The sequence below is a fragment of the Polaromonas jejuensis NBRC 106434 genome (assembly GCF_001598235.1).
Lineage (GTDB): Bacteria > Pseudomonadota > Gammaproteobacteria > Burkholderiales > Burkholderiaceae_C > Polaromonas > Polaromonas jejuensis.
Genome location: NZ_BCYO01000004.1, coordinates 168272 through 193682, shown reverse-complemented (window position 1 = coordinate 193682; position 25411 = coordinate 168272). Strand labels below are relative to the sequence as shown.

General features: G+C 63.1%; 25 protein-coding genes. 8 read left to right on the top strand and 17 right to left on the bottom strand.

The window, feature by feature from the left end; all coding sequences use genetic code 11:
- The first annotated feature begins 93 nt into the window (after positions 1–93).
- On the top strand, positions 94–1884 hold the full coding sequence (locus PJE01S_RS07115; RefSeq protein ID WP_068832561.1) for a hypothetical protein: 1791 nt from the start codon (positions 94–96) through the stop codon (positions 1882–1884).
- Complete coding sequence (locus tag PJE01S_RS07110) at positions 1881–3248, top strand: MATE family efflux transporter (protein ID WP_068832456.1); 1368 nt, start codon at positions 1881–1883, stop codon at positions 3246–3248. The genes PJE01S_RS07115 and PJE01S_RS07110 overlap by 4 nt, the downstream gene beginning before the upstream one ends.
- Here PJE01S_RS07110 and phoR read toward each other — a convergent pair.
- The 7 genes from phoR to pstS form a co-directional block, all read right to left on the bottom strand.
- Positions 3236–4579, bottom strand: a complete 1344-nt coding sequence (gene phoR, locus PJE01S_RS07105; RefSeq protein ID WP_068832455.1) for a phosphate regulon sensor histidine kinase PhoR — start codon at positions 4577–4579, stop codon at positions 3236–3238. The genes PJE01S_RS07110 and phoR overlap by 13 nt on opposite strands.
- Positions 4576–5301, bottom strand: coding sequence for a phosphate regulon transcriptional regulator PhoB (phoB, locus tag PJE01S_RS07100; protein WP_068832454.1), 726 nt, complete (start codon positions 5299–5301; stop codon positions 4576–4578). The genes phoR and phoB overlap by 4 nt, the downstream gene beginning before the upstream one ends.
- 17 nt (positions 5302–5318) lie before the next feature.
- Positions 5319–6020 carry a phosphate signaling complex protein PhoU gene (gene phoU, locus PJE01S_RS07095; protein WP_068832453.1) on the bottom strand — a complete coding sequence of 234 codons (702 nt, stop codon included), beginning with the start codon at positions 6018–6020 and terminating at the stop codon, positions 5319–5321.
- A gap of 20 nt (positions 6021–6040) precedes the next feature.
- Entirely contained in the window at positions 6041–6820 is a 780-nt protein-coding gene (pstB, locus tag PJE01S_RS07090; protein WP_068832452.1) for a phosphate ABC transporter ATP-binding protein PstB, read from the bottom strand.
- A gap of 34 nt (positions 6821–6854) precedes the next feature.
- Entirely contained in the window at positions 6855–7715 is an 861-nt protein-coding gene (pstA, locus tag PJE01S_RS07085; RefSeq protein ID WP_068832451.1) for a phosphate ABC transporter permease PstA, read from the bottom strand.
- Positions 7712–8677: a phosphate ABC transporter permease subunit PstC gene (gene pstC / locus PJE01S_RS07080; protein ID WP_068832450.1), complete on the bottom strand. Its 966-nt coding sequence runs from the start codon at positions 8675–8677 to the stop codon at positions 7712–7714. The genes pstA and pstC overlap by 4 nt, the downstream gene beginning before the upstream one ends.
- A gap of 121 nt (positions 8678–8798) precedes the next feature.
- Positions 8799–9842, bottom strand: a complete 1044-nt coding sequence (gene pstS / locus PJE01S_RS07075) for a phosphate ABC transporter substrate-binding protein PstS (RefSeq protein WP_068832449.1) — start codon at positions 9840–9842, stop codon at positions 8799–8801.
- 193 nt (positions 9843–10035) lie between these two features.
- On the opposite strand from pstS, the gene PJE01S_RS07070 reads away from it, so the two are divergent.
- The 3 genes from PJE01S_RS07070 to ppx all read left to right on the top strand — a co-directional run bounded on the left by PJE01S_RS07070 (position 10036) and on the right by ppx (position 13533).
- On the top strand, positions 10036–10518 hold the full coding sequence (locus PJE01S_RS07070; protein ID WP_068832448.1) for a fasciclin domain-containing protein: 483 nt from the start codon (positions 10036–10038) through the stop codon (positions 10516–10518).
- Positions 10519–10662: 144 nt separating this feature from the next.
- On the top strand, positions 10663–11814 hold the full coding sequence (locus PJE01S_RS07065) for an ABC transporter substrate-binding protein (RefSeq protein ID WP_068832447.1): 1152 nt from the start codon (positions 10663–10665) through the stop codon (positions 11812–11814).
- 219 nt (positions 11815–12033) lie between these two features.
- Positions 12034–13533 carry an exopolyphosphatase gene (gene ppx / locus PJE01S_RS07060; protein ID WP_068832446.1) on the top strand — a complete coding sequence of 500 codons (1500 nt, stop codon included), beginning with the start codon at positions 12034–12036 and terminating at the stop codon, positions 13531–13533.
- 35 nt (positions 13534–13568) lie between these two features.
- Here ppx and PJE01S_RS07055 read toward each other — a convergent pair whose 3' ends face one another.
- The 8 genes from PJE01S_RS07055 to arsC form a co-directional block, all read right to left on the bottom strand.
- Positions 13569–14042, bottom strand: coding sequence for a SixA phosphatase family protein (locus PJE01S_RS07055; protein ID WP_068832445.1), 474 nt, complete (start codon positions 14040–14042; stop codon positions 13569–13571).
- 3 nt (positions 14043–14045) lie between these two features.
- The gene (ppk1, locus tag PJE01S_RS07050) at positions 14046–16139 is read right to left on the bottom strand and encodes a polyphosphate kinase 1 (protein WP_068832444.1); all 2094 of its coding nucleotides are present in this window, start codon (positions 16137–16139) and stop codon (positions 14046–14048) included.
- Between the two features lie 42 nt (positions 16140–16181).
- Positions 16182–17297, bottom strand: coding sequence for a glycosyltransferase family 4 protein (locus PJE01S_RS07045; protein WP_068832443.1), 1116 nt, complete (start codon positions 17295–17297; stop codon positions 16182–16184).
- Positions 17294–18154, bottom strand: a complete 861-nt coding sequence (locus PJE01S_RS07040; RefSeq protein ID WP_068832442.1) for a UDP-2,3-diacylglucosamine diphosphatase — start codon at positions 18152–18154, stop codon at positions 17294–17296. Before PJE01S_RS07040 ends, PJE01S_RS07045 begins: the two co-directional genes overlap by 4 nt.
- Positions 18154–19029 carry a GNAT family N-acetyltransferase gene (locus tag PJE01S_RS07035; protein ID WP_068832441.1) on the bottom strand — a complete coding sequence of 292 codons (876 nt, stop codon included), beginning with the start codon at positions 19027–19029 and terminating at the stop codon, positions 18154–18156. Before PJE01S_RS07035 ends, PJE01S_RS07040 begins: the two co-directional genes overlap by 1 nt.
- 102 nt (positions 19030–19131) lie before the next feature.
- The gene (locus PJE01S_RS07030) at positions 19132–19386 is read right to left on the bottom strand and encodes a hypothetical protein (protein ID WP_157090253.1); all 255 of its coding nucleotides are present in this window, start codon (positions 19384–19386) and stop codon (positions 19132–19134) included.
- Between the two features lie 234 nt (positions 19387–19620).
- Positions 19621–20370, bottom strand: coding sequence for an arsenical resistance protein ArsH (gene arsH, locus PJE01S_RS07025; protein WP_068832440.1), 750 nt, complete (start codon positions 20368–20370; stop codon positions 19621–19623).
- A complete protein-coding gene (gene arsC / locus PJE01S_RS07020) occupies positions 20339–20770 on the bottom strand; it encodes an arsenate reductase (glutaredoxin) (protein WP_068832439.1) in 432 nt (143 codons plus the stop codon). Before arsC ends, arsH begins: the two co-directional genes overlap by 32 nt.
- Positions 20771–20860: 90 nt before the next feature.
- Between arsC and PJE01S_RS07015 the strand changes: the two genes are divergently transcribed.
- From PJE01S_RS07015 to PJE01S_RS07005, 3 genes are all read left to right on the top strand, one after another.
- Positions 20861–21223 carry an ArsR/SmtB family transcription factor gene (locus tag PJE01S_RS07015; RefSeq protein WP_068832438.1) on the top strand — a complete coding sequence of 121 codons (363 nt, stop codon included), beginning with the start codon at positions 20861–20863 and terminating at the stop codon, positions 21221–21223.
- Positions 21224–21328: 105 nt separating this feature from the next.
- On the top strand, positions 21329–21829 hold the full coding sequence (locus PJE01S_RS07010) for an arsenate reductase ArsC (RefSeq protein ID WP_068832437.1): 501 nt from the start codon (positions 21329–21331) through the stop codon (positions 21827–21829).
- Complete coding sequence (locus PJE01S_RS07005; RefSeq protein WP_068832436.1) at positions 21826–22566, top strand: aquaporin; 741 nt, start codon at positions 21826–21828, stop codon at positions 22564–22566. Before PJE01S_RS07010 ends, PJE01S_RS07005 begins: the two co-directional genes overlap by 4 nt.
- A gap of 121 nt (positions 22567–22687) precedes the next feature.
- On the opposite strand, the gene PJE01S_RS07000 is transcribed toward PJE01S_RS07005, so the two are convergent.
- A complete protein-coding gene (locus PJE01S_RS07000; protein ID WP_157090252.1) occupies positions 22688–24898 on the bottom strand; it encodes a xanthine dehydrogenase family protein molybdopterin-binding subunit in 2211 nt (736 codons plus the stop codon).
- Between the two features lie 10 nt (positions 24899–24908).
- A complete protein-coding gene (locus PJE01S_RS06995) occupies positions 24909–25367 on the bottom strand; it encodes a (2Fe-2S)-binding protein (RefSeq protein WP_068832434.1) in 459 nt (152 codons plus the stop codon).
- Positions 25368–25411 lie beyond the last annotated feature (44 nt).

Sequence of the window (25411 nt, the reverse complement as noted above, 5' to 3'; positions counted from 1 at the left end):
CTGAAATTCAGGCTGCTTTTTTTTCGGCAAAATTTGGCGACACTGTTTCGCCTACCAATCAGAACCAGCCCCTTTACTGATCGCCTCACCGTTTTGAACAAGCCGTCCCCTGCCATCATTGCCCAGTCGGCCGTGCGCCGCCTGCCGCGGCTAGCGCTGCTGCTGTTTTGTGTGGCCTATGTGTTGCCGGGATTCCTGGGACGGGGACCGTGGAAACACGAGGACATCGCCGCCTTTGGCGTGATGCGCGAGCTGACCTCGGCCACGGCCCACTGGCTGCAGCCGCAGCTGCTGGGGCAGGTCAACGGATTCGATGCTCTCATGCCTTATTGGCTGGGCGCCGTTGCCATTCAATGGCTGCCTTTCCTGGACCCGGCCTTTGCCGTGCGCATTCCCTTTGGCCTGCTGCTGGGCCTGACGCTGCTCGCCACCTGGTACGCCGTCTATTACCTGGCGCGCAGCCCGCAAGCCCAGCCCGTGGCTTTTGCGTTTGGCGGGGAGGCACGCCCGGTGGACTACGCCCGGGCCATTGCCGATGCCGGCTTGCTGGCCCTGATTGCCAGCCTGGGCCTGGCCCAGCTGTCCCATGAAACCACCCCGGCCCTGGCACAGCTGGGCTTCACGGCCCTGGCGTTTTACGCCATGGCGGCCAGCCCCTACCGCCGCGCCACCAAAATTCTGGGCCCTGCGCTGGGCCTGCTGATAGGCCTTGCGGGATTGGCCCTGAGCGGCGCGCCTACGCTGGCCCTGCTGCTCGGCGTGGGCGGCACGCTGGTGGAGTGGGCCCACATGCGCTGGGGCCACGATCAGGGCAACCAGGCGAATGCCGCCAGCCGGCAGCAGTCCTGGCATTGGGTGCTGCTGATCGCCGGCATCACGCTGCTGGTCTCCCTGCTCGCCTATGCGCTGGACTTGTGGCGCTGGCGAATTCAGCTGCCTGGCGCCGACGGTCAATCGGCCTGGAATGACTGGCGCAGCCTGGGGCGCCTGCTGGCATGGTTCACCTGGCCGGCATGGCCGCTGGCCCTGTGGACGCTCTGGCGCTGGCGCCGGCAGCTGGCGAGCCGCCACGTGGCCCTGCCCCTCTGGTTTGCCGGTATGTCCATCGCGGCCACGCTGACCACGGCCTCGTCGGACCGCAGCCTGCTGCTGAGCCTGCCACCGCTGGCGGCGCTCGCCGCATTTGCCCTGCCCACGCTCAAGCGCAGCGTGGCCTCGCTGATCGACTGGTTCACGCTGCTGTTTTTCACGGGCTGCGGCATCATCATCTGGGTCGTCTGGATCGCCATGCAAACCGGCGTGCCCCGGCAGCCCGCCGCCAACGTGGCCAGGCTCGCGCCCGGCTTTGAACCCAGCTTTTCGTGGCTCGCCTTTGTGGCCGCCGTGGCTGCCACCGTGGCCTGGACCTGGCTGGTGAAGTGGCGGGCCGGCGCCCAGCGCGCGGCCATCTGGAAATCGCTGGTGCTGCCGGCCGGCGGCGCCACGCTGTGCTGGTTGCTGCTGATGACGCTGTGGATGCCTTTGCTGGACTATGCGCGCAGCTATGCGCCAACGTCGCGACAGGTCGCCAGCCTGGTCGACAAAACTGCCTGCGTGGCCATTTATGGCGTCGGTAGTCCCCAGGCGGCGGCCCTGCAGTACCACGGCCACCTCGACCTGCGCCAGGCCACCGCCCAGGCAAGCTGCCCTTACCTGATCGTCGATGTCCAAGCCCAGTCCACGCTCAGCCAGGTGGTGAATTTGCCGGATTGGGCCTTTCTGGCCACCGTGCGCCGGCCCACGGACAAAAATGAAAACCTCCTGCTGTACAAGCGGGTCAGCATCGACAGCCCGGACAAAGCCGCCAAAACGGCCAAGCCTGTGAGCCCCCTCAAGCACCCGTGAGCGAACTCAAGATCATCACCCGGCATGCCGGCACGGTGCTGGTCGGCCAGCTGGCCGTCATGGCTTTTGGTGTGGCGGATACCGTGATTGCCGGCCGCCACAGCGACGCGGCACTGGCCGCCTTGTCGGTGGGCTCGGCTCTCTACGTCAGTGTTTACGTGGCGCTGATGGGCGTTGTGCAGGCGCTGCTCCCCATCTGGGCCGAGATGCTGGGCGCCCGCCAGCATGAAGCCGTCGGGCGTTCCTTGCGGCAAAGCCTTTACCTGTGCGGCTTCATCACCGCAGCGGGCATGGCCGCGCTGCTGTTTCCCGGCCCGCTGCTTCGCTGGGCGCAAGTGCCCGAGCTGATGCGCGATGAGGTGCAGCGCTACCTCACCGTGCTGGCCTTTGCGTTTGCCCCTGCCCTGCTGTTCCGGGTCTACAGCACCTTCAACCAATCCGTCGGCAAACCACTGCTGGTGACCTGGCTCCAGGTCGGCGCCCTGGCGCTCAAAATTCCGCTGTCGGTCTGGCTGGTCGCTGGCGGCGCGGGTGTGGAACCCATGGGCGCCGTGGGCTGCGCCTGGGCCACGCTGGCGGTGAACTACATGCTGCTGTTATTGAGTGTGGTGATGCTGCGCACGCAAGACCTGTACAGGCCCTTTCGCATCTGGCGCCTCATGGAGCGGCCCGACTGGGTGCAGATCGGCCATTTTGTGCGGCTGGGCATCCCGGGCGGGCTGGCCTACCTGGTGGAGGTGACGTCCTTCACCCTCATGGCCCTGTTCATTGCCCGGCTGGGGACCGTCGCCTCCGCCAGCCACCAGATCGCGGCCAGTGTGGCGGCAGTGCTCTACATGATGCCGCTGTCCATGGCCATCGCCTGCAGCGCCCGCGTGTCGTTCTGGCTGGGCGCTGGCCGGCCGGACTACGCCAGGCGTGTAGTTTTTATGGCTTTAAAGCTTACAACCCTTTCCGCACTTGGGCTGGCAGCTATTGTTTCGGTAGCAGGCCCGCTGCTGGCAAGCTGGTATTCCGGCAACCCCGAGATCGTCGTCCTGGCCTCATCGCTGCTGGTATGGGTGGCCTTCTATCACGTGGCCGATGCCACGCAGGCGCTGTGCGCCTTTTTGCTGCGCTGCTACCGCATCACGATCACGCCGCTGGCGCTGTATGGCGTGCTGCTCTGGGGGCTGGGCCTGTTTGGCGGTTACCAGCTGGCCTACAAAGGCATTGCGGGCATGGCGGCCATGCAGTCGGCCAGCAGTTTCTGGGCCGCCAGCACCCTGGCCATTGGCCTGGTGGCGACCTGCCTGCTGGGCCTGCTGTGGCACGCAGTCCGGCAGAGCCAGCGGCCCCGTCGGCACACCGTTCAAGCGGCCTGAAGGCGTCGAATCCGGGCGACCGGGAAGATGAGCGAAAAGCACGAGCCCTGCCCCGGCTGGCTCTCGATCTGCAACTCGGCGCCGTGGCGCTGGGCAACATGCTTGACGATGGCCAGCCCCAGCCCCGTGCCCCCGGTTTCGCGCGAACGGCTGCGGTCAATCCGGTAAAACCGCTCGGTCAGGCGCGGCAGATGTTCCGGAGCAATACCCGGTCCCGAGTCCCTGACCTGGAACTTGCCGCGGCCATCCTCCAGCAGTGTCCAGCTGACGCGCACCGCGCCCCCTTCCGGCGTGTAGCGCACCGCATTGGTCACGAGGTTGGACATGGCGCTGTAAAGCTCGGTCTGCACGCCGGCAATCTCACAGGCCGGACCGGGCTCAAACACCAACGGGTGTCCCTTGGGCGCAATCACCGCAGACAAGGCCCTGGCCTCCTGCTCACACTGGGCCAGCAGCGCGTTAGTGGTCATCCAGTCGCTGGCATCCGGGAAGGGGCTGCCTTCCAGGCGGGACAGGGTCAGCAAATCACTCACCAGGGTCTGCATGCGCTGGGACTGCCGCCCCATCAGCGCCAGATAACGGGTGCGCTCAGCTTCCTTCAAGGGAAGGGTCTGCAGGGTTTCGATGAAGCCGGACAAGACGGTCAGCGGCGTGCGGATTTCGTGGGACACATTGGCCACAAAATCCCGCCGCATGGCTTCCGCCAGTTCAACGGCGGTGATGTCGCGCGACAGCAGCAGCTTGCGGCCCTTGCCGTAGGAGTGCACATGCACCGACAGCTTGACGGGCCGCGTCGGCGTGTTGAAATGGCCGGGAATCAGCACGTCATGGGAAAAGTTGGCCGCGGCCATATAGGCCCTGAAAGCCGGCTCGCGAACCAGGTTGGCAATGTGCTGCAGCATGTCGCGCTGAACATCGAAGCCGAAGTGCTGGCTCGCCATCTGGTTGCACCACTCGATGCGCCCCTGTGCATCCAGCAGCACGACACCATTCGGAGATGCCTGCATGGCCGCCAGAAATTCGTCGAGGCGTCCCTGGCTTTCCTGGTACTGCTGGCTGCGATTTTTCAGGAGCCAGCGGATCCGGTCGGTCACCTCGCCCCAGATGCCAGGCTGGCTGGGTGCCGCGCTGGCCAGGGCAGCCGGTGTTTCATTGCCCTGTTCGGTGCGCAGCCACCTGAGGAGCCGCGCCACGTAAAGGCTGTCGAACACCAGCCACAGAAAAGCGCCCAGAGCCAACCCGGCTCCGAGCCCGTCTTTCGCTGCAGTCCACCACCCCAAGCCGCCACCGACCAGCAGGCAGGCGGCAAAAAAAATCCAGCGCTTGATCATGTGCCCGTTTGCGCCGCGGCTACCGGCCCTCTGGCCGCAACTGCCGTCAGCCGGTAGCCCGCGCCGCGCACGGTTTCCACCATGGTCCCTGCCGCGCCCAAGGCCTCGCGCAGGCGTTTGACATGCACATCCACCGTGCGTTCCTCAATGAACACATGGTCGCCCCAGACCTTGTCCAGCAAGGCGCTGCGGCTGTGCACGCGTTCGGCATGCTTCATCAGGTAGTGCAGCAGCTTGAACTCCGTCGGACCCAGCTTGAGTTCCTGGTTGTGGTACGAAATGCGGTGGGTGGCGGCATCGAGCACCAGCGCGCCCACGGTGACGCTGTCGTTCACCGATTCCGGCGCGCGCCGGCGCAGCACCGCGCGGATGCGGGCCAGCAATTCCTGGGTGGAAAACGGCTTGGTGATGTAGTCGTCAGCGCCCGCATCCAGCCCGGCCACCTTGTCGGGTTCATCCCCGCGTGCCGTCAACATCAGGATGGGAATGCTCTTGGTGCGGGGCTGCTTGCGCCAGTGGCGCGCCAGCGCCAGGCCGCTCTGCCCCGGCAGCATCCAGTCCAGCAAGATGACATCGGGCAGCACGGCGTCCAGCTCGCGCTGGGCCTCGACACTTTCCTGCGCCACCACCGGGTCAAACCCGCCATGCCTCAAATTCACGGCAATCAGTTCGGCAATGGCCGGCTCGTCCTCAACAATCAATACGCGTGGCAAATGTTTCATCGAGCTTGGTTTGGCAATTATTTGACGGCAGACTCAATCTGCTCCATGGGGCTGTGCCGGATGTCCGCCCCCTTGACGATGTAAATGATGAATTCGGCAATGTTCTTGGCGTGGTCACCCACCCGCTCTATGGCCTTGGCCACAAACAGCAGGTCCAGGCTGGACGAGATGGTGCGCGGGTCTTCCATCATGTAGGTAATGAGCTTGCGCACAAAACCATCGAACTCCTGGTCAATCTGGTCATCCTCCTTGAGGATGGATACTGCGGCGGCCGTGTCCAGCCGGGCAAAGGCGTCCAGCGCCTTGCGCAGCAGGCCGGACGCCAATTCGGCAGCGACACGCAGGTCCGACGAGGGCAGCGCGCGGGCCGCCCCGCTTTCGATGATGGACTTGACCATGCGCGCAATTTTGACGGCCTCGTCGCCGACCCGCTCCAGATTGGCCGTGGTTTTCGAAATGGCGATCAGCAGGCGCAGGTCACGCGCCGTGGGCTGGCGGCGCGCAATGATGGAAGACAGCTCGCGGTCAATGTCGATTTCCATGGCGTTGACGCGCGTTTCGGCTTCAATGACCTGATCGGCGCTCTCGGTGCTGAACTGGGACAGCGCATAGATGGCCAGGCGAATCTGGGACTCCACCAAACCGCCCAGCTCCATCACGCGGGAGGAGACCGTGTTGAGCTCACTGTCAAACTGGGTGGACAAATGTTTATCAGGCATGGGTTGCTCCTCGATCCCTATCAGCCGAAACGGCCGGTAATATAGTCTTCAGTCTCTTTGCGTCGGGGCTTGAAGAAGAGGTCTTCCGTGGCACCGAATTCAACCAGGTCGCCCAGGTACATATAGGCCGTGTAATCGCTGCAGCGGGCAGCCTGCTGCATGTTGTGCGTCACGATGACCACGGTGTATTCGTCCTTCAGCTCGGCAATCAATTCCTCGACCTTGGCCGTGGAAATCGGATCCAGCGCCGAACAGGGTTCGTCGAGCAGCAGCACTTCCGGCTTGATGGCGATGCCGCGGGCAATGCACAGGCGCTGCTGCTGGCCGCCGGACAGGCTGGAGCCGCTCTGGCTCAGCTTGTCCTTGACTTCGCTCCAGAGCGCCGCCTTGCGCAAGGCCCACTCCACCCGCTCGTCCATGTCCGCGGCATTGAGGCTTTCAAACAGCTTGACGCCAAAGGCGATGTTGTCATAAATCGACATCGGGAAGGGCGTCGGCTTCTGGAAGACCATGCCCACCTTGGCGCGAATCAGCGCCACGTCTTTTTTGGAGGTGAGCAGGTTCTCGCCGTCAAACATGATTTCGCCTTCGGCCCGCTGCTCGGGATAAAGCTCGTACATGCGGTTGAAAATGCGCAGCAAGGTGGACTTGCCGCAGCCCGAAGGACCGATGAACGCCGTGACTTTCTTCTCGGGTATTTCCAGATTGATGCCCTTGAGAGCGTGGAATTTTCCGTAGTAGAAGTCAAGGTTCTTGACCGATATTTTTGACTTTTCGCGGGGGACTGTGAGGGTGTCCATCTTTAACCTTGTCTTGTTGTAGGGAGGCCGGCCATCAGCCCTTGTGGCGCGTCAACACGCGCGCCAGGATGTTCAAACCGAGCACTGTGACCGTGATCAGGAATACCCCCGCCCAGGCCAGTTGCTGCCAGTTTTCGTAGGGGCTCATCGCAAACTTGAAGATGGTCACGGGCAGGCTGGCCATGGGCTGGCTCAAATCCGAGGTCCAGAACTGGTTGTTCAGGGCCGTGAACAGCAAGGGCGCGGTTTCACCGGAGATGCGCGCGACGGCCAGCAAGATGCCTGTCACCACACCGGAGCGGGCCGCCCGCAGCGTGATGCTGGTGATGACCTTCCACTTGGGCGCGCCCAGCGCATAGGCCGCCTCGCGCAGCCCCGGCGGAACCAGCTGCAGCATGTTTTCCGTGGTGCGTATCACCACCGGAATCACGATCAGGGCCAGCGCCAGCACGCCGGCCCAGCCCGAGAAGGACTTGAAACGCGACACCACGACGGCGTACACAAACAGGCCGATCACGATCGAAGGCGCGGACAGCAAAATATCGTTGACGAATCGCGTCACCGAGGCCAGCCAGCCCTTGGTGTTGTACTCGGCCAGGTAAATGCCGGCCATGATGCCAATCGGCGTGCCCACAAATGTGGCCAGCAGCACCATCAGGAAAGAGCCGTACAGCGCATTGGCAATGCCGCCCGGCTCATTCGGCGCCGGCGTCATCTCGGTAAAAGTCGCCAGCGCGATGCCGCCTATGCCCAGGCGCACGGTTTCCCAAAGAATCCAGAACAGCCAGAACAGGCCGAAAGACATGGCCGCCAGCGACAGCACCAGCGCGATCTGGTTGACCCGCTTGCGGCGGGCGAACTTGGCCAGGCGAGCATCCTGCATCGCGGCGCTCATGACTTGGCTCCTTCGTTTTTCCGCAGTTGCGCCAGCAGCAGCTTGGACAGCGACAACACCACAAAGGTGATGAAAAACAGCACCAGGCCCAGGTAGATCAGCGCCGCCTGGTGCAGACCGTCGGCCGCCTCGGCAAACTCGTTGGCCAGGGCTGACGTGATGCTGTTGGCCGCCTGGAACAGGCTCAGGGAGTCCAGCTGGTTGAAGTTGCCGATGACGAAGGTCACCGCCATGGTTTCGCCCAGCGCGCGCCCCAGGCCCAGCATGATGCCGCCCACCACACCGGCCTTGGTATAGGGCAGCACCACCTTGAAAACCACCTCCCAGGTGGTGGCACCCAGGCCGTAAGCCGACTCTTTCAGAAGCACCGGCGTGACCTCAAACACATCGCGCATCACCGAAGCGATGAACGGAATGATCATGATCGCCAGAATGATGCCGGCCGACAAGATGCCAATCCCGACCGGCGGCCCTGAAACCAGGGCACCAAGGTAAGGCACATCGGCAAACAGGCTTTGCAGCGGCTGCTGCACATAGGTGGCGAGGATGGGGCCGAACACCAGCAGGCCCCACATGCCGTACACGATGGAGGGCACGGCGGCCAGCAGTTCAATAGCAGTACCCAAAGGCCTTTTGAGCCAGGCCGGAGACAGCTCCGTCAAAAACAGCGCGATGCCAAAGCTGACGGGCACCGCGATCAGCAGGGCAATGAACGACGTGGCGAGCGTGCCATAAATCATGACCAGCCCGCCATACTCGTTCTTGACCGGATCCCAGACGCTGCTGGTCAAAAACCCGAGTCCGTACTTGCTGATGGCGGGCCAGGCCCCAATCACCAGCGACACCAGAATGCCTATCAACAGGCCCAGTGTCAGCAGGGCAGCCCCTAGCGCGGCCCAGCCAAACAGCCGGTCCGCGATGGGGCTTCTGCGCACGGTATTTACGGAAGGGGGATTGGTCATGTCACGTCCGGTCAACTTCGCCGAACGATCCAAAGCGGCCCGGCCAGCCGGAAGTGTAGAAGACACGTAAGAAACCCCTATGGTTTGTAACTACAGCAGAAAACCAGTTTGCGCTGCCAGCTTATTTGTAAGCGACCGCTTTGCCTGAGGTGTCCTTGATCTCGCCCCAGGCTTTTTCAATCGCGGCCTTGACGGCTGCCGGCATGGGCACGTAGTCCAGGTCATCAGCGGTTTTGTCACCGTTTTTGTAAGCCCACTCGAAGAATTTAAGCGACGCAGCAGCCTGTGCAGGTTTGTCTTGCGCTTTGTGCATCAGGATGAAGGTTGCACCGGTGATGGGCCACGAATCCTTGCCTGGCTGCTCCGTCAGGATCTGGTAGAAGCTCTTGGACCAGTCAGCGCCAGCTGCGGCGGCCTTGAAGGCGACGTCATTGGGCGACACAAAATTACCCTCGGAATTCTTCATCTGGGCAAAAGTCATTTTATTTTGCTTGACGTAGGCATATTCGACAAAACCAATCGAGTTGGGCAAGCGGCCCACAAAAGCAGCCACGCCTTCGTTCCCTTTACCGCCGGCGCCTACAGGCCAGTTGACGGCCGTGCCCTCGCCCACTTTGGATTTCCACTCAGGACTCACCTTGCTCAGGTAATTGGTAAAAATAAAGCTGGTGCCCGAGCCGTCCGCACGGCGAACCGGCGCAATGGCGGCATCCGGCAAAGCCAGCGTCGGGTTCAGGGCCTTGATGGCCGGATCGGTCCACTTGGTGATCTTGCCCAGATAAATGTCTCCGAGAACCTGGCCCGTCAGCTTGAGCTGGCCCGAGGCAATGCCCTTGATGTTGACAACGGGAATAACGCCACCGATCACGGTCGGAAACTGCATGAGCCCCTTCTTGGCAAGCTCGTCATCCTTCAGCGGCATGTCCGAGGCGCCGAAATCCACTGTTTTGCTGTCGATCTGCTTGATGCCAGCCCCCGAACCCACCGACTGGTAATTGATTTTCACGCCCGTCGACTTGTTGTAGTCAGCAGCCCACTTGGAATAAAGCGGTGCAGGGAAACTGGCGCCAGCGCCCGTAACGCCTTGCGCGGCCGACAGGGCGGTAAAGGACACGGCAGCAATTCCCATCGCTACGGTCAGGGAAGCCTTGAAATTCAATTTCATCAGAACACCTCTTGGGTTGGTAGGAAAGAGGCGTTCACTGTAAGAGCCTCATATGACAAATATGTGACAAACATCCCCGAATTGCCCGGCATTTTCACACAACGGATTGCGTCACAAAAACTTCAAGTAACCGTCACACATTCGTCACATTCGCCCCCTACGCTTGCCGCTGTCTTAACCAGGAGAGTTTCGCATGTTCCATCGCCGCATTCTGATCATCACCGCCACGCTGGCCGCCCTCGCCGGCTGCGCCACCTCCGCATCGGGCCCGAAATCGGTCGCCGACACCCTCGCCGCCCAGCCACAGCTGAGCACCCTTAACAGCCTGGTCGCCAAAGCCGGCCTGGCCGATACGCTCAAGGGCACGGGTCCATTCACTGTTTTTGCCCCCAGCAATGAGGCCTTTGCCAAGGTTCCCGCCAAAACCATGGACCAGCTCGGCCAGGACCCAGCCAAGCTCAAGGCACTGCTGACCTACCACGTGATTCCCGGCAAGGTCATGGCAGCCGAGGCCAAGAACGGCAACCAGAAGACCGTCAATGGCGCCAATGTGGCCCTGTACAAGTCCGGCGACTTCCTCACCGTGGAAGAAGCCCTGGTTCAAACCGCCGATATTTCCGCGACCAATGGCGTCGTGCATATCGTGGACAGCGTGCTGATCCCTCCCGCGAAGTAAGGCAGCGCCAGACAGCCAGGCCTTGCCCGGCATGGCCTGGCGGACTCATTTCAAGCCGGCGCCCTTACTGACAGGGCGTTGATGGCTACAAATTTCATAGCAATTCAACCGGAAGGCGGGCCTGGCCTCGCCTGGGGATCCGCCATGCCTGTACAAAAAGCACCTTTACGCCGCCGGCAATGGCTGCAGCGCGCCGCGCTGCTGGCGGCCAGCACCGCCGCACCGGGCTGGGCCCAGCCGGGCAAGTCAGGCGCCATCTCACCGCACAACATCGCGATTGCGCAGGTGGTCGACTTCTCGCCGGCCCAGCAGGATGTGGCCAAGGATTTCCTGATCGGCTCACGCGCCGCCTGGCAGGACATCAACGCACACGGTGGCATCCGCGGCCGGCAGGTACAGCATCTCGCGGTCGAAACCGACGGCACGCCGGCCAGCCTGCGCACGGCACTGGACACCGTCAGGAACAACCCCGGCTGCATCGCCCTGTCCGGCACTGTGGGCGATCAGTTGGCCAGCCAGGTCGTCGCCCTTGCACACCGGAGCGGTCTGAACATGGCGCACGTGGCGCCCTGGCTGCAAAACGCCAGCCTGGAGGTCGACGACACCACGTTTCCCATCTTCGCGGCACGCCAGGAGCAGATTGCCCACGCCCTGAAAACCCTGTCGGTCATGGGCTTGACGGAAATGGGCGCCGTGTATGGCTCCGCGCAAGACTACGCGGGCTATCACGTCGAGGTGGAACGCATTGCCGCCGGCATGAAACTCAAGCTGCAGTCCTTCCAGGGGGCGGACGACCTGCGCCTGCTGGGGCAAAAACTCACGCCACAAACCCCCGCGGTGCTGCTGTTTGTGGGCGGCACGCCGGAGTTGGCCGGTTTCACCCAAGGCCTGCAAAAACAGGCACGCCAGCGCTACATCGTGGCACTGGCCGACGTCAACCTGCAGACCATGCTGCAAATGGGCGCTGCGCGCACCACGCCCGTGATCGCGACCCAGCCGGTGCCGCTCGTCAACGGCAGCCTGCCGGTGGTGAGAAGCTACCGCGAAACGCTGGCGCGCCTGTTTGACGAGCCGCCCACCCCGCTCAGCCTGGCCGGTTTTATTGCAGCGCGCTACACCTATGAGGTCCTCAATGGCGTCGAAGGCACCCTGACACGTCAAAGCGCCCTGGCGGCCTTTCAGCGCCGCGCCAGCCTGGATCTCGGCGGCTTTCCGGTCAGCTTCAATGCCCAGCGCAGAAGCGGCACCTATGTCACGCAAAGCATGATGACCATCGATGGCCGGCTGATTGGTTAGTACGGCAACCCGGAAGTAGCGAAACACCATGAAAGCGATGGATTCCTGCCCAGGGCAAGGCGCAAGCCGCAGCGAAGGCCATGCGCCTTCGCAAGGGTTGCAACGCTGCCATGGGTGCGAAGACGCGCTTTCATGTTTCGATATTTTCGGGTTGTAGTACAAGGGCCCATGCGACTCTCGCGTGAATGCTATGCTGGGCCCGCAAAAAGAAACTCAGACATGCAAAACGGAACGCTACTCGCCGCGGTGGATTTGGGCTCCAACAGCTTCAGGCTCGAAATTGGCCGCTTTGATCACGGCCTGATCCACCGCACCGAATACATCAAGGAAACCGTGCGCCAGGGCAACGGCCTCGGTGCCGACGGCAACCTGGGCGCCGAAGCCATGCAGCGCGGCTGGGACTGCCTGGCCCGCTTTGGCGAGCGGCTGGCCGGCTTCAAAAAAACGCAGGTCCGGGCGGTGGCCACACAAACCTTGCGCGAAGCGCGCAACCGCGAGGAATTTCTGGCGCGTGCCCACAAAATCCTCGGCTTTCCCATCGATGTCATTTCAGGCCGCGAAGAAGCCCGCCTGATTTACCAGGGCGTGGCCCACACGCTGCCGCAGTCGGACGAGCGCCGGCTGGTGGTGGATATTGGCGGGCGCTCGACCGAAATGATCCTGGGCCGCGGCCTTGAAGCCCAGACCATGGAGTCCTACAACGTGGGCAGCGTGGCCTGGTCCATGAAGTACTTTCCGGACGGGCAGTTCAGCCTCCGCGCTTTCGAGATGGCCGAAATAGCCGCCAAGGCGGTTCTTGACGAGGCCTTCGACATCTACCGTTCGGGCCTGTGGGATACCGCTTATGGCTCATCAGGAACGATTGGGGCCGTCGGCGATGTACTGACGGCTGCGGGCTGGCCACCCGGCGGGGTTACCCGCGGCGGCCTTGACTGGCTGCAGGATCGCCTGCTCAGGGCGCAAAGCGCCGACCGGCTGAAGATTGACGGCATGAAGGAGGACCGGCGCGCCGTCATCGGCGGCGGCATCAGCGTGCTGCGGGCCGTGTTTGACCTGCTGGATATCGAGCACATGGAAGCGGCGCAAGGCGCGCTGCGCCACGGCGTGCTTTATGACCTGCTGGACCGCGAGCAGGACCTGACCGATTTGCGTTCCACGACCGTGCGGCGCCTGACGACCAAATTCAATGCCGATGCGGCGCAGGCCCAGCGCGTCAGCAAGGTGTCCCGGCAGCTGTTTCTGATGGCGTGCTCGGGCATGCCGCGTGCCGAGTCGGAACGCCTGCAGCGCAAACTCGAATGGGCCGCGCAGCTTCACGAGATTGGCAGCCAGATTTCACACGGCGATTACCACAAGCATGGCGCCTACATTCTCGACAATGCCGATGCACCCGGCTTCGCCCTGCCCGAACTGCATCGACTGAGCCAGCTGGTGCTGGGGCATCGCGGCAAATTGCGCAAGCTGGAAGCCGACTTTGAAGACCGCGTGTTCATCCAGCAACTGCTTTGCCTGCGGCTGGCGGTCATCCTGTGCCATGCCCGCCGGGAGCCGGACCTCAAGGGCCTGCAGCTTGAATCCGGTGCCGAACCGGCACGGCTTTTTGTGCTGAACTGCCGGACCGGCTGGGCCCAAGCCTATCCCCAATCAGCGTATTTGCTGCAGGAGGAGGTGCTGGCATGGCAAAAAACGCCATGGACCCTGGCCCTGGCCGGGCTCTGAACCGGCCCGCCGAAACGCAGCCGCACAGCAGCGGCTCAAAGTACCTCGGGTGATTGCACGGTCACCACGATGGTCTGGCTGCGGCCCTCCCGGTCCCGGCTGCGAAACCACCACAGCGCCCCTTTTTTGACCGGGTAGTCGTTTTCCTGCAGGCCCAGCAGCTGCGCAATGACTTGCCCCAGCGTAGGTTGGTGGCCCACCAGCAGAATGGGTGATTTACCCAGCGGCCATTGCACCAGCTCCAGCAATTGCGCCGGGCTGGCACCGGGGCCCAGCTCGGGCCTGATCTTGTATTTGCGCCCCAGCGCCAGCGCCGTCTGCTCGCAGCGCCTGGCCGGGCTCACCATGATGCGCGCCCCTTCGGGCAACTGCCGGTCCAGCCAGCTGGCCATGCGCGCGGCCTGCTTTTCCCCGCGTGGTGTCAGCGCCCGCTGCAAGTCATGGAGACCCTGCGCATCACGGCCGGACCAGTCTTCTGCCTCCGCATGACGCCACAGGATCAGGTCCATGACTCATTTCTCCTGTTGCAGGGAGCCCGAATAGCGGGCCATCAAGGCCGACTGTGCGCCGTGGCGCTGTGCCGGATCTGGCGGATTGACGCGCGCGTAGGTGCCATCAGGTTGCAGATCCCAGGCATCGCACCCGTCGTTCAGGTAGGCCACCAGGCATTCGTCCACGATGCGCTGGCGGATGGCAGGATCGTTCACCGGCCAGGCCAGTTCTATCCGCCGCAGCATGTTGCGGTTCATCCAGTCGGCGCTGGATAAGTACAAGGCTTCTTCCTCCGCGCAGCGGAAATAAAACACGCGCGAATGCTCCAGAAAACGGCCAATCACCGAGCGCACCCGGATGTTGTCCGTGACGCCCGGCACCTGCGCCGGCAACATGCAGCCGCCGCGCACGATCAAATCAATTTTCACGCCGCGCTGCCCGGCCCTGACAAGCGCCAGTATCAGGTCTTCGTCGGTCAGCGCATTCATTTTGACCACAATGCGCGTGTCTTTGCCCTGCAGGGCGGCTTCGCCCAGCGAGTCGATTTTGTCCAGCAGCTTGCGGTGCAGCTGAAACGGTGCCAGCCACAGATGATTCAATTTGGGCAAGCGGCTTTGGCTGGCCAGGTGCACGAAGACATTGTCAATGTCTGCCGTCATCAAGGGCTCGGCCGTCAGGTAACTCAGGTCGGTGTAGAGGCGGGCCGTGCGCGGGTTGTAGTTGCCGGTAGACAGGTGGGCGTAGCGGCGGAGGCGCCGGCCTTCACGCCGGGTCACCAGCAGCATTTTGGCGTGGGTCTTCAGGCCCACCACGCCGTACACCACTTGCGCCCCAATCGACTCCAGCATTTCTGCCCAGTTGATGTTGGCTTCCTCGTCGAAGCGCGCCTTGAGCTCCACCACGACGGTGACTTCCTTGCCACGCCGAACGGCTTCCCGCAACAGCAGCATCAGCTCCGAATCGGTGCCGGTGCGGTAAATGGTCTGCTTGATCGCCAACACCTGGGGATCGTTAACGGCCTCGCGTAGAAAATCCAACACGCCGTCGAAACTCTCAAACGGCTGGTGGCTGGACACATCGCCCTGCTTGAGCCGCTCGAAAAAAGACTGCCCGGGCTGCAGTTGCATTGGATAGCAGCCGCTGTAGCGCGGGAAAAGCAGTTTGGGATCGTTGACCAGGTCCACCAGCTGAGTCAGCCGCACCAGGTTGACCGGGCCATTCACCCGGTACAAGGCAAGCGCCGGCAGGTTGAACTGCTTGAGTAGAAAGCCAGAGAGGTATTCCGAGCAGCCGGCCGACACTTCCAGGCGGACGGCCTGGCCATAGTGGCGCTGCTCCAGACCCTGGCGCAACGCCATGCGCAGGTTTTTCACGTCGTCTTCATCCACCGCCAGATCGGAGTGCCGCGTGACACGGAACTGGGAAAACTGCTCCACGCCCCGGCCGGGAAACAGCTCGGCCAGGTGGGACCGGATGACACTGGACAGCAAAACAAACAGCGTCCCCTTCTTGCCGTCCTGGCCAGGCATCTCGATCAGACGCGGCAACACCCGCGGGACTTTGACGATGGCAATGTCGTTCTGACGTCCAAAGGCGTCATACCCGCTGAGCCGGACAATGAAATTGAGTGACTTGTTGGCCACCTGTGGAAACGGATGGGAAGGATCCAGTCCGACCGGAATCAGCAGGGGCCGCACCTGCCTTTCGAAATAATCCTTGACCCAGCGCCGCTGGGCCGGATTGCGCGCGCCGTGCGAGATGATACGAATGCCTTGCCGTTCAAACGCGGGCAGCAGCTCATTGTTGTAGAGGGCATACTGGCGCGCCACCATGTCATGTGTCGCCGCCGAAAGCGCCTGGAAGGATTGGGCTGTGTACACACCCTTTTGCTCGCTGCTTTGGGCCGCCGTCAAATGAGGCGCCGTGCGGACCTCGAAAAACTCGTCCAGATTGGACGACACGATGCACAAAAACCGCAGGCGCTCCAGCAGGGGCACATCCGCCCGCCTGGCCCAGTCCAGCACCCGCTCGTTGAAGGCGAGGATGCCGTGGTCGCGGTCCAGAAACTGGATGACTGGCGCCGCAGCGGTCAGCGGGACGGGTGAAGCGGGCATCAACAAGGACAGATCTCAGTAATCAAAGGTAACCCTGAGTGTTTATTGGTTTGATGACAAAGGCGTGACAGTACTTTTGACTGATGTTGCACCGGCTCCGGCAGGCTTGCAAGCAGTCATGTTTTGGGCCGCCACCAGGTAACTCTCGAACAGCTGCGCGGCATGCGCCCAGCTGAAGTCTAAGGCACGCAGACGCGCCTCATGACGCGGCACCGCCAGCGCCCCGTAACAGGCCTGCTGCAAATCGGCGTCCATGACACCGCCGTGACAGCTGCCGTCGGGTTTTCCCAGCACTTCCAGCGGCCCATCGACCGGGTAGGCCGCCACCGGCGTGCCAGCCGCCATGGCCTCCAGCATGACCAGGCCAAAGGTTTCCGACTTGCTCGGAAACACAAACACATCGGCCGCCGCATACACCCTGGCCAGTTCGGGGCGGGCCAGCACGCCCATCCAGCGGACGTTGGGGTAACGCTCCCGGAGCGAGGATTCCAGCGGCCCCACCCCGCAGACGACTTTGGTGCCGGGAATATCCAGCCTTAAAAAAGCCTCTATGTTTTTTTCGTAAGACACCCGCCCCACAAACAGCGAGACCGGACGGGCCACGATGCCGGTGGGCGGAGAAAGCGGCGGATGGGGGCGCGGCTCAGGCTGGAAGATGAACAGCTGCGTATCCACGCCATGCGTCCAGCTGCGCAGGTTGCGAAAACCGCGCTGCGCCAGCATGCGCAGCACGCCATGGGTAGGCACCATCACACCGGAAGACGGCTTGTGGAAGTGGCGAAACAGCGCATAGCCCCACGACAGCGGAATTTTCAGGGCCGCATGGAGGATTTCAGGAAACTTGGTATGAAACGCGGTCGTGAAACGCAAACCGCGCTTGATGCAGTAGCTGCGCGCGGCCCAGCCCAGCGGGCCCTCGGTGGCAATGTGTATGGCTTCCGGCCCGAACGCGTCCAGCCTGTCCGTGAGGCCGCGCTTGGGGCGCACCGCCAGGTCAATGCCGGCATAGCCCGGGCAAGGCCGGGTCTTGAACAGGCCGGGGTGAATCACCTCGACCTCGTGTCCGGCTTGCCCCAACTCGCGCACCAGTTCCACCAGGGTGGTGACGACGCCATTGACCTGGGGCTGCCAGGCATCGGTGATCAGGGCTATCTTCATGCGACCGCCGTTGCAGCGACATGGCCGCGGCCCTGGGTTTCATGGGCCGGCGCCCAGTGCAGCAGTTCCAGCGTGCCGTCGAAGTTTTCCACCAGCGCGGTGCGGCTTTCGACCCAGTCGCCGTCGTTGCAGTACAGCACGCCGCTGATGTCGCGCATCTCGGCGCGGTGGATGTGGCCGCAGACCACGCCCTGGTGGCCACGCTGGCGCGCCTCGTTGGCGACAGCCACTTCAAAGTCCGTGACGTAGTTGAGCGCGCTCTTGACCTTTTGCTTCAGATAGGCCGACAGCGACCAGTAAGGCAGGCCCATGCGGGCGCGCAGGCGGTTCAGGTAGCGGTTGAGCTTGAGGGTGAATTCATAGAGGTTGTCGCCCACATAGGCCAGCCATTTGGCGCACTGCACCACGGCATCGAAATAGTCGCCGTGGATGATCCACAACCGGCGGCCGTCGGCGGTGGTGTGCACGGCTTCATCAATCACCTCGATGCCGCCGAACTGGTGACCGATAAATTCACGCGCAAACTCATCATGGTTGCCGGGCACATAAACAATGCGACAGCCTTTGCGGGCGCGCCGCAAGAGCTTTTGAACCACGTCGTTGTGCGATTGCGGCCAGTACCATTTGCGGCGCAACTGCCAGCCATCGACGATGTCGCCCACCAGGTAGAGGTTGTCGCTGGGGTGGGCCTTCAGAAAATCCAGCAGGGCCAAGGCCTGGCAGCCGGGTGTGCCCAGGTGCAGGTCGGAAATGAAAATCGTGCGGTAACGCTTGCGCAGCGCGTCATCGTCGTTGTCATCGTCGTCGGGTGCAAACCCGTTCCCGAGCGACCCCATGGCGTCGAACATGCTTCGCATCAGGCCGGCTCCGGCTTGCCAGACAGCGGTTTGCCGGAAAAATGCTTCAGGTAACGCGGCGGCAAATCGGCGATGCGCATCATCATGGGCAAGTCGGCCGAATTGAAGTCCGGGTCCCAGGCGGGCGCGCCCAGCACCTTGGCGCCCAGGCGCAGGTAGCCCTTGATGAGCGCGGGTGGTTCAATGTCCAGCGAATCGTCGAGTTGCTCGACCGGCAGGGCCAGGCGCGGCGTCACGCGGTACTCGATAGCCGCCAGATGGGTTTGCCTGACCTGGCGCCAGATGCTGGCCGCCGCGTGGCCACTGGACACACCGTTGTGCTGCATCGGGATGCTGGCGCAGCCAATCATGGTGTCGAGCTGGTTGCGGGCCATGAACTCGGCCAGCGCACCCCACAGCGCCAGGATCACGCCGCCATGCCGATGGTCGGCGTGCACGCAGCTGCGGCCCAGCTCGACCATGCGCTCGCGCAGGCTGCGCAGCCGGGTCAGGTCGAACTCGGTGTCGCTGTAGGTGCTGCCCACACGCTTGGCCTGGGTCGGCGTCAGCACGCGGTAGGTGCCAATCACCTCCTGGCTGTCGGCGTCGCGCACCAGCAGGTGCTCGCAGTAGTCGTCAAACAGGTCCACGTCATGGCCGGGCAGGGTTTTCGACAGCGTCGCGCCCATTTCCAGCGCGAACACCTGGTACCTCAGGCGCTGCGCCTGCCGGACCTCGTCCTGGTGCCGGGCCCAGCTGACCGAGATTTTCCCCACTGCAGGCCTTTGAACCCCTTGAACAGCGGGCTGGCTGACAACATGACCGCTTTGATGAAGTGACCCCCGTGGCATTGCGACGGGCGACAATGCAAAGGTGGGATTGGGCAGTTCTTTCATGGCTAACTCCTTGTTTTCTTGATATCTCAAAAAACGAAACCGCTTTGCCTGGAATCCGGCTGTAAAAAAGCCCCATTAAGAGGACTTAAAGGGGCTTGACACTTATTCATTGGCGGCCTGAAAAACCGCGCTTTCACGTCGGCCACCCGGCACACCCTCCAGCCAGGGCCGGGTCCCCGCCCTGAAACGCAAGCCGCCGGGGCTGCTGGCCATGGCCTTGGCGGTGCATCGCAAAATGCGCAGACACTGCGTGCCGAGGTCGTACTGGCCGAGTCGGCCGACCGTTTTTTCTGCTGCCGCCTGCTCACCGGCGTGATTCAAGTCCAGTCCCATCGCATGCTCCATCGTTCGGGTCATGGCGTGATTCTGAAAGCCGGGGGTGACACGTTCGTGTCAATTCAATGGCAGTTGCGTGACAGCAGCCCCGCAGCCGGGCCGCCGGCGTGAGCCGCTGCAGGCCCCGACAAACGCTATCAAATCAATAGCTACTTGCGCCCGCCAGCCGTGGACGGGAGGCCTGAAAGGCTTAAGAAGCCGGCCTGCGCCTGACCGGAATGGACTGAACGCCTGCTGCCGCGCCCAGAGCGTGCGCTACAGCGCGCGCTGGTTCACCCGTTGGGACAGTGCCTCGGCGCTTTCCTTGCGCTCGCTGTAACGGTCTACCAGCCAGGGCGACACGTCACGGGTCAGCAGGGTCAATTTGACCAGTTCCTCCATGACATCCACCAGCCGGTCGTAGTAAGCCGAGGGCTTCATGCGACCAGCCTCGTCAAACTCCAGAAAGGCCTTGGCCACCGAGGACTGGTTGGGAATGGTCAGCATGCGCATCCAGCGGCCCAGCACCCGCATCTGGTTGACAGCGTTGAAGGACTGCGAGCCGCCCGAGACCTGCATCACGGCCAGCGTCTTGCCCTGGGTGGGGCGCACCGCACCGTCCGAGAGCGGAATCCAGTCGATTTGCGACTTCATGATGCCGGTCATGGCGCCGTGGCGTTCCGGCGAACACCAGACCATGCCTTCGGCCCATTGCGCCAGCTGGCGCAGTTGCTGCACCCTGGGATGCGAGTCCGGCGCGTCATCGGGCAGAGGCAGGCCGCGCGGGTCAAAGGTTTGGGTTTGGGCGCCCATGGCCTGCAGCAGGCGGGCCGCCTCCTCGCTGGCCAGGCGGCTGTAGGAGCGCTCGCGCACCGAACCATAGAGCAGCAAAATGCGCGGCGGGTGCGTGCTGGGCACCGGCGCCTGGAGCCGGGCGGCCGTCGGCCGCACAAAAAACGCCGGGTCGATATGGGGAAGATCCGCGGCCGGGGATTCAGCGGCCGGCAACACGCTCGCCCTTCTCATCGATCACCGGCTCGCCATCTTCCTTGGCAAACGCAGCACGCTGCGGCAGCGGCAGGATGTCCAGCACGGCTTCGGAGGGCCGGCACAGGCGCGTGCCCAGCGGCGTCACCACGATGGGCCGGTTGATCAGTATGGGATGGGCCAGCATGGCGTCCATCAGCGCGTCATCGCTCAGCGCCGGGTCGTCCAGCTGGAGCTCGTCATACAGCTTTTCCTTGGCGCGGATCAGCTCGCGCACCGGAATCGCCATCTGCGCGATCAGCGCCGCGAGCTTTTCGCGCGTCGGCGGCGTGAGCAGGTATTCAATGATCTCGGGCTCCGCGCCGGTGTTTCTGATCAGCGCCAGCGTGTTGCGCGAGGTCCCGCAGCGGGGGTTGTGGTAAATCGTGATGTTGGACATGGGCGTATTTTCCTGATGAAGATGCCGGCACAGGCGCACTGAATGATTTGAAGCATTGCCTCATTTCCATAATTCAATTATATTTGAATTATGGAAGCAATTAGCCAAAGCGATAGTCTGACAACGCTCGATGAAACCTCTGCCGTCAAGGCCTTGGCGGCGCTGGCCCAGGCGCAACGCCTGCGCGCCTTCCGCGCACTGGTGGTGGCCGGACCGGCCGGGCTCACGCCGGGCAGCATGGCCGAGCAGCTGGGCGTGGCGCCCAGCGCCCTGTCCTTTCACCTGAAGGAGCTGGCGCATTCAGGCCTGGTCAGCAGCGAAGCGCGCGGCCGCAACCTGATTTACCGCGCCAATTTTGGCCAGATGAACGCCCTGCTGGGCTACCTGAGCGAGCACTGCTGCGAAGGCCAGGCTTGCGAAGCCAGCGCCGGAGCGGCCTGCCTCGATTGCTGACGATTTGATGAGTTTTTGGCACGCAGCCCAATACCAACGGGCGTAAACAGCTATCAACTTCATAGCAACAAATTTCCTTCGACCTCTTTAACCCACTGAAACACCATGTCTGATCGCCCCATCAACGTCCTGTTTTTATGCACCCACAACTCGGCCCGCAGCATCCTGGCCGAAGCCACGCTCAAGCACATCGGCAAAGGCCGCTTCCAGGCGTTCTCGGCCGGCAGCAGCCCGCGCAATAACCAGCAGCCCAACCCACTGGCGCTCCAAGTCCTGCAATCCGCCGGCATCTCGACAGAAGGCCTGCGCAGCAAGAGCTGGGACGAGTTCAGCCAGGCTGACGCACCGCAAATGGACCTTGTCATCACCGTTTGCGACAACGCAGCCGGTGAAGCCTGCCCCTTCTGGCCGGGCCATCCCGCCACGGCCCATTGGGGCTACGCCGACCCGTCGGCCACCGAAGGCAGCGACGTGCAAAAACTCGAAGCCTTTCGCCAGACCCTGCACGCCATTCGCCGCCGGCTGGAATTACTGGTCAATCTGCCCGCAACAGGCGTTGACAGGCTGACGCTGCAAACCCGCGCCCGCGATCTGGCCGCATCATGAGCCAGGTCCGCCCCCTCCCGGCAAGCCGCGTCTTGCCCAAAACCCACCAGCATCAGCTGCTCGCGGAATTCGTCGGCACGGCCGCCCTGCTCTGCGCGGTGATTGGCTCGGGCATCATGGCCGAGCGCCTGAGCGGCGGCAACACCGCCATCGCCCTGCTGGCCAACACGCTGGCCACCGTGTTTGCACTCTACGTACTGATTGAAGTGCTGGGTCCCATCAGCGGCGCACACTTCAACCCGCTGGTGACGCTGGTTTTATGGTCAAAAGGCCTTCCAGCCCAGGAAGCATCGCCGCAGAGGGCTATTCTTTTCATAGCAGCCCAACTGCTGGGTGCGGTGGCAGGCGCCTGGGCTGCGCACGCCATGTTCGACGTGAGCGTGCTGCAGTTCAGCAGCAAGCTGCGCGGCGGCTGGAACGCGGCCGGCCAGTTCAGCGGCTGGGGCCAGTGGCTGGCGGAAGCCGTGGCCACCGCCGGGCTGATCCTGGTGGTGCTGCGCGCGCCCAAAGACAAGGCCGCGGCGCTGGTAGCCTGCTACATCGGTGCGGCCTACTGGTTCACGGCCAGCACCTCGTTTGCCAACCCGGCCGCCGTTCTGGGGCGCATGCTGTCGGACAGCTTTGCCGGCATTGCGCCCACCAGTGCGCCGGGTTTTGTGATCGCCGAGCTTGCCGGCGCCGGGATGGGCGTGCTGCTCAGCCGCTGGCTGGGTGAAACAACCATTGAAACAGCGTGACGTTCAGGCTCATGGGCCGTCAGCGATGGCTTGTCTGGATGGGCGCATTCAACCGCCGAACATTGATCAGCAGGCCGCCACACCCGAGCGCTCTGCGCTCATGATGGCTTTCATGGAGAGGCTACGCCGCCAGAGTATCAAACGGCAGCTTGCGCAGGCGCTTGCCTGTCAGCGCAGCGACCGCGTTGGCGATGGCGGGCGCGATCGGCGGCACGGGGGGCTCGCCCATGCCCGTGGGAGGATCGCTGTTCGGCACCACATGCACATCCACTTTGGGTGATTCCCCCATGTAGGCGGGCGTGTAGTCCGAAAAGTTCGACTGCTGGACGACGCCGTCCTTGAGCGTGATCTCGAAGCCGGGCAAGGTCGCGGACAGCCCAAACACGATACCGCCCTGGACCTGCGCCTCGATCGTTCGCGGGTTGATCGGCATGTTGCAGTGCACGCCCGCGGTGACGCGATGAACTTTCGGCCGTCCATCGACGAGCGAAACCTCGGCCACATAGGCAATCGAGGTGTTGAAGCCGTGGTGGACCGCAACACCCCAGGCTCTGCCTTTGGGCAGTGCCCGCTTTCCGTACCCCGAACGCTCGACCGCGAGGTCAAGCGCCTGACGACTGCGCTCGCCCTCCTTGGCAAACAGGGACCTGCGGTATTCGACCGGGTCGCGACCAACGGATGTCGCAATTTCGTCGACCAGGGTCTCCATCACAAATGCCGAATGGCTGTGGCCTACCGACCGCCACCACAGGACGGGCACGTTGGGCTTGGCGTTATGGACCGACAGCGCAAGGTTCGGAATCGCATAGTGCGTGTGCCGAACCCCTTCGACCATCGTCTCATCGACGCCATCCTTGACGAGCAACGACTCGAACGGGCTGCCGGTGAGGATGGACTGGCCGACGATCACATGGTCCCAGGCGCTGATCGTGCCCCTGTCGTCGTAGCCAATGCGCACGCGATGCACGTGCATCGGTCGATAGTAGCCCGCCTTGAGATCGTCCTCACGCGAATACATGACCTTCACCGGCGTGCCCCGCATGACCTTGGCGACCTCGGCCGCTTCGATGGCGTTCTGGGACCCAGGCATGGCGCGCCGCCCAAACCCTCCGCCTGCCATCATGGTGTTGAACTCGACTTTCTCGACGGCCAGGCCCAGTGTCCTGGCGATCGCCTCGCGATCTAGAGACTGAAACTGTGAGCCCGCCCACACGGTGCACGCATCGCCGGTGTAGTGCAGCGTCATGTTCAGGGGTTCCATCGTCGCATGGGCCAGGTATGGAAACTCGAACAGGGCCTCGATCTTCTTCGGGGATGCCGCGATTGACGAGACATCGGCCTTCTCGGCCGGGGTTCCGGGCTTCAGCGACAACGCCTTGTAGTCATCGAGCAGCTTGTCGGTGCTGACACGCTCAACACCGGTCGTATCCCATTCGATTTTCAGCGCATCGCGCGCCTTCTTCGCGGTCCAGTAGCCATCGGCAACGACCGCGACCGCCTCGCCACCTCGATCGCCCGGAAACTTGAAAATGCTTCGTACACCAGGCATGGCCCTGGCGTTCATGTCGTCCAGCTTGGCAACCTTGGCACCCCAAGGAACGGGTCTCGCCACCAGTGCCACCTTCATGCCGGGCACATCGACATCCATCGCGAACTTTTGCTGCCCCGTCGACTTGGCCGCAGAGTCGAGGCGAGGCGTCGCCTTGCCGATGATCTTGAACTGCCTGGGATCTTTCAGCTTCACCGTTGGCGGCACGGGCAACTTCATCGCGGCGTCAGCGACCGCGCCGTAGGTCGTGCGCTGCCCCGCCGGCCCGGTGATCACCCCGGCAGCGGTCCTGCATGCTGCGGCGTCAGCGTTCCACTGGGCCGCAGCAGCGGCCACCAGCATGCTGCGCGCGCGCGCTCCAATCTCCCGGTATTGCTGAAAGGTATTTGCCATGCTGGTGGATCCACCGACCATCTGGATGCCGAACAGCGCGTCCCGAAAGACATCCTCACCCTTGGCAAGCTCTGCATGGACGTTCTTCCAGTCGCAATCCAGCTCTTCCGCAAGCAGCATGGGCAAGGCAGTCAGCGTCCCCTGTCCGATATCGACCTTCGAGACCTGCACATACACGGCGTTGTCCGGCGCCACGCGCAGGAAGGCGTTGGGCGGGAAGACCTTGCTGGACGGCTGCTGGGCACTTGCGACGCGGAGCAGCGACGGAATGAAGAATCCGATCACCAGGCCCGCCCCCGTGGCCGCTGAGGCCTGGACGAAGCGGCGGCGCGAGACACTCGGCTGATCGGGGGTGGATGCGGAGGCTGCACAGCTTTGTTTGGACGACATGGCATCCTCCCTATGCGAGAGACCTGGATGCATCCAGCACAGCGGCCTTGATGCGCTCGTAGGTTCCACAGCGACAGAGATTGCCGCCCATGGACTCGATCACTTCCGCTTCTGTCGGGTGCTTCTTTTTTTTCAGAAAATCCACCGCCGTCATCACCTGGCCGCTCTGGCAGTAGCCGCATTGGGGCACGTCATGCTTGATCCACGCCACCTGCACGGCCTTGCCAACGCGATCCGCACCGATGGCCTCGATCGTTGTGACGGGCTGATTGCCCACTGCAGACAACGGCAGCGAGCAGGACCGTACGGCGTTGCCACCGACGTGGACCGTGCAGGCGCCGCAGGCCGCCACCCCGCAGCCGTACTTGGTTCCTGTCAGCTTGAGGTTTTCGCGGATGACCCACAGGAGAGGCGTATCAGGCTCTGCGTCGACCTGGACGGTGCGGCCGTTGACTCGAAGCGAAATCATGTTGTGTTCTCCTGAATTGGAGGCGATTAGCCGGGGGTGGCCGA

Coding starts and splice junctions, on each gene's coding strand:
- phoR (WP_068832455.1), bottom strand. CDS start 4,579: ATGATCAAGCGCTGGATTTTTTTTGCCGCCTGCCTGCTGGTCGGTGGC.
- phoB (WP_068832454.1), bottom strand. CDS start 5,301: ATGAAACATTTGCCACGCGTATTGATTGTTGAGGACGAGCCGGCCATT.
- phoU (WP_068832453.1), bottom strand. CDS start 6,020: ATGCCTGATAAACATTTGTCCACCCAGTTTGACAGTGAGCTCAACACG.
- pstB (WP_068832452.1), bottom strand. CDS start 6,820: ATGGACACCCTCACAGTCCCCCGCGAAAAGTCAAAAATATCGGTCAAG.
- pstA (WP_068832451.1), bottom strand. CDS start 7,715: ATGAGCGCCGCGATGCAGGATGCTCGCCTGGCCAAGTTCGCCCGCCGC.
- pstC (WP_068832450.1), bottom strand. CDS start 8,677: ATGACCAATCCCCCTTCCGTAAATACCGTGCGCAGAAGCCCCATCGCG.
- pstS (WP_068832449.1), bottom strand. CDS start 9,842: ATGAAATTGAATTTCAAGGCTTCCCTGACCGTAGCGATGGGAATTGCT.
- PJE01S_RS07070 (WP_068832448.1), top strand. CDS start 10,036: ATGTTCCATCGCCGCATTCTGATCATCACCGCCACGCTGGCCGCCCTC.
- PJE01S_RS07065 (WP_068832447.1), top strand. CDS start 10,663: ATGCCTGTACAAAAAGCACCTTTACGCCGCCGGCAATGGCTGCAGCGC.
- ppx (WP_068832446.1), top strand. CDS start 12,034: ATGCAAAACGGAACGCTACTCGCCGCGGTGGATTTGGGCTCCAACAGC.
- PJE01S_RS07055 (WP_068832445.1), bottom strand. CDS start 14,042: ATGGACCTGATCCTGTGGCGTCATGCGGAGGCAGAAGACTGGTCCGGC.
- ppk1 (WP_068832444.1), bottom strand. CDS start 16,139: ATGCCCGCTTCACCCGTCCCGCTGACCGCTGCGGCGCCAGTCATCCAG.
- PJE01S_RS07045 (WP_068832443.1), bottom strand. CDS start 17,297: ATGAAGATAGCCCTGATCACCGATGCCTGGCAGCCCCAGGTCAATGGC.
- PJE01S_RS07040 (WP_068832442.1), bottom strand. CDS start 18,154: ATGCGAAGCATGTTCGACGCCATGGGGTCGCTCGGGAACGGGTTTGCA.
- PJE01S_RS07035 (WP_068832441.1), bottom strand. CDS start 19,029: ATGAAAGAACTGCCCAATCCCACCTTTGCATTGTCGCCCGTCGCAATG.
- PJE01S_RS07030 (WP_157090253.1), bottom strand. CDS start 19,386: ATGACCCGAACGATGGAGCATGCGATGGGACTGGACTTGAATCACGCC.
- arsH (WP_068832440.1), bottom strand. CDS start 20,370: ATGAGAAGGGCGAGCGTGTTGCCGGCCGCTGAATCCCCGGCCGCGGAT.
- arsC (WP_068832439.1), bottom strand. CDS start 20,770: ATGTCCAACATCACGATTTACCACAACCCCCGCTGCGGGACCTCGCGC.
- PJE01S_RS07015 (WP_068832438.1), top strand. CDS start 20,861: ATGGAAGCAATTAGCCAAAGCGATAGTCTGACAACGCTCGATGAAACC.
- PJE01S_RS07010 (WP_068832437.1), top strand. CDS start 21,329: ATGTCTGATCGCCCCATCAACGTCCTGTTTTTATGCACCCACAACTCG.
- PJE01S_RS07005 (WP_068832436.1), top strand. CDS start 21,826: ATGAGCCAGGTCCGCCCCCTCCCGGCAAGCCGCGTCTTGCCCAAAACC.
- PJE01S_RS07000 (WP_157090252.1), bottom strand. CDS start 24,898: ATGTCGTCCAAACAAAGCTGTGCAGCCTCCGCATCCACCCCCGATCAG.
- PJE01S_RS06995 (WP_068832434.1), bottom strand. CDS start 25,367: ATGATTTCGCTTCGAGTCAACGGCCGCACCGTCCAGGTCGACGCAGAG.